Genomic DNA, 2,423 nt, shown 5'->3' with positions numbered 1-2,423 from the left:
CATAATGCAGGAGATACGGTCTTAATTGCATTGGCGGATATTTTGAAAAGCTGTTGTAAAGAAGGCGATTACGCTTGTCGGTACGGCGGTGAAGAATTTGCATTGATTCTGAGTGAAAAAACGTTGGTAGAATCTGAAACGATATTGGGGTCTGTTTTAAGTTGTTTTTCCAAGTTGCATTTTTCATTCACAAAGAAAAGTATGACGTTTTCTTGTGGAATTGCCAAGCTTTCTAAAGATGATACCAAAGATACGGTTTTCAAAAGAGCTGACCAACATTTATATGCTTCCAAGAACAATGGAAAAAACCAGATCACGCTGGATGGCGAATTGTAAAATTTGAATGTGTTATCATGTGAATGAGGAAATCCTATGGAACAAAATCAATTTCTTTTATTAAAAGCGTATATTGATGATCATTTTGTAGATTCATATGTCTGTTGCTCTGCAAAAAGTGATTCTGTACCAGAGGTGTTTTCTACTCCCTTACCGTGCATGAGCGTGGAGATGGAGAGAAATATATCCGCAGAAAATCTGCAAAGAATGTTGGAACAGTCTTTGGATGAAAGTTTTACCGAGATGCTTCTTCGGAAAATTGATGAAAAAGGAATGAGCGACAGTGAATGTTACAAAAAGGCAAACATTGACCGAAAACTCTTTTCCAAGATAAGAAGTGACCGTTTTTACAGACCGAGTAAATCAACAGTGCTTGCTTTTGCCATTGCATTGGAGCTATCTTTGGAAGAAACCGAGAGTATGCTTAAGAAAGCTGGATTTGCTTTTTCCAACAGCAGTAAATTTGATTTGATTATTGAATTTTTTATTCAAAACAGCAATTATAATGTTTTTGAAATTAATGAAGCCTTGTACGCATTTGACCAGAATTTACTCGGTGCATAATTATTGAATGATACGTGTTTTTTCTTCAAAAATAATATCCAATTTTGCATTTTTCGAGGAAATAAAAAAAAATTAAAAAAATTTTAAAAAATATATTGACAAATTGAAAGTTATGTATTATAATATCATTCGTTGGTTGGCTGCCGTAGCTCAGTAGGTAGAGCGCATCCTTGGTAAGGATGAGGTCATGGGTTCAACTCCCATCGGGAGCTCCAAGAAAAAAGACATCCTTTGGGTGTCTTTTTTCTGTTCATATGCATCACAGAGAAAATGTTCTTTGTAAAGAGGGGAATGTACAATGCTGGGAAGACGAAAAAAAAGAAATAAACTTCCGGGACGGTTGCTCGTAGTAGCAGTTTTGGTAATTTGTCTGGTGGTAATTTGTGTTCGTTATTCAAATATGAAAAAAGAGAAAGAATTGGCTGTTACCACTGCAATCAATAGTGCAAATGAACTGAGTCAAGGGTATTTCTATGAAGAAGCCCTGCAGGTCCTTGCTGATTCCGGTTATGAAGCTGAAGAAAAAATTCTTGCTGTGCAGCAGGAAATTGAAACTCAGCAAGCTACTTTAACAGAATATGACGGTGAGTTTTATCATGTTTTCTTTCACAGTCTTGTGGTGTATCCTGAGCTCGCATTTGACGGCGACTATAAGGCAGAGGGTTATGATATGTGGATGACTACTGTGTCTGAATTTCAGGCGATGCTTCCCCAGCTTTATGAAAGAGATTTTATTTTGTATCCAATGAATCTGATTCAGAAAGATCAGCCTGTGATGTTGCCGGCCGGTAAGAAACCGCTGATTATTTCCATTGACGACGTAAATTATTATGACTATATGGAAGGTGACGGTTTTGCTGAACGGTTGGTTGTGGATGAAAACGGTGAAATTGTTTGTGAAGTAGTTACACCGGAAGGAAAGGCAGAACTTTCTTACAATGGCGATGTAATGCCGATTTTGGATCAGTTTGTCAAAGAACATCCCGATTTTTCTTTTCGTGGAGCAAAAGGGGTTGTAGCTGTTACCGGCTATGAAGGTGCATTTGGCTATAACTTTATTAAAGCGGAAGGAGAAGAAAAGCAAAAACTGATGGATGAAGCTACCAAGGTAGCAACCGCTTTAAAGAATACCGGATGGTTGATTGCCTGTCACAGTTATACACACAATGACTATTTTAAAGACGGTACTGTATCCAATGAAAATCTTCATTATGATACCAATCGTTTTAAAGAACGGATTTATGAAGTTGTTCTGCAACCGGATATTTACATCAGTCCCTTTGGTTATCATCTGCATGAAGGTGACGAACGACTGATGTATTTGAAAAATATGGGTTATGACTATTTCTGCCCGGTAAGTACTGCGATGCGAACCCTTTATACTAAAGAAGGGGTTGTGATTTCGGAACGTTTCAATCTGGATAGATACAATATGAGAAATCAAAAAAAATTCATTAACGAAACCTTCTTTGATGTAGACAGTGTATATTATAAGAATTAATACAAAAATCCTGTTAATCTAT

General features: G+C 36.9%; 3 protein-coding genes and 1 tRNA gene. All 4 read left to right on the top strand.

The window, feature by feature from the left end; all coding sequences use genetic code 11:
- On the top strand, nucleotides 1–336 hold a 336-nt coding region (locus ACKI5B_RS05050), incomplete at its 5' end, for a GGDEF domain-containing protein (RefSeq protein ID WP_407426460.1).
- A gap of 36 nt (nucleotides 337–372) precedes the next feature.
- Complete coding sequence (locus ACKI5B_RS05045; protein WP_407426458.1) at nucleotides 373–900, top strand: hypothetical protein; 528 nt, start codon at nucleotides 373–375, stop codon at nucleotides 898–900.
- A 139-nt stretch (nucleotides 901–1,039) separates the two neighbouring features.
- Nucleotides 1,040–1,115 (top strand) — tRNA-Thr (locus ACKI5B_RS05040).
- An 83-nt stretch (nucleotides 1,116–1,198) separates the two neighbouring features.
- Nucleotides 1,199–2,401 (top strand): polysaccharide deacetylase family protein, encoded by a 1,203-nt coding sequence (locus ACKI5B_RS05035; RefSeq protein ID WP_407426456.1) that lies wholly within the window; start codon nucleotides 1,199–1,201, stop codon nucleotides 2,399–2,401.
- Nucleotides 2,402–2,423 lie beyond the last annotated feature (22 nt).

The organism is Treponema sp., assembly GCF_045657965.1.
In the GTDB taxonomy this organism is placed as follows: Bacteria; Spirochaetota; Spirochaetia; order Treponematales; family Treponemataceae; genus Treponema_D.
This window is presented reverse-complemented; position numbering and strand designations above follow the sequence as displayed.

Bases quoted from the DNA above. Each gene is read 5' to 3' on its own strand.
- ACKI5B_RS05045 (WP_407426458.1), top strand. From the start codon at position 373: ATGGAACAAAATCAATTTCTTTTATTAAAAGCGTATATTGATGATCAT.
- ACKI5B_RS05035 (WP_407426456.1), top strand. From the start codon at position 1,199: ATGCTGGGAAGACGAAAAAAAAGAAATAAACTTCCGGGACGGTTGCTC.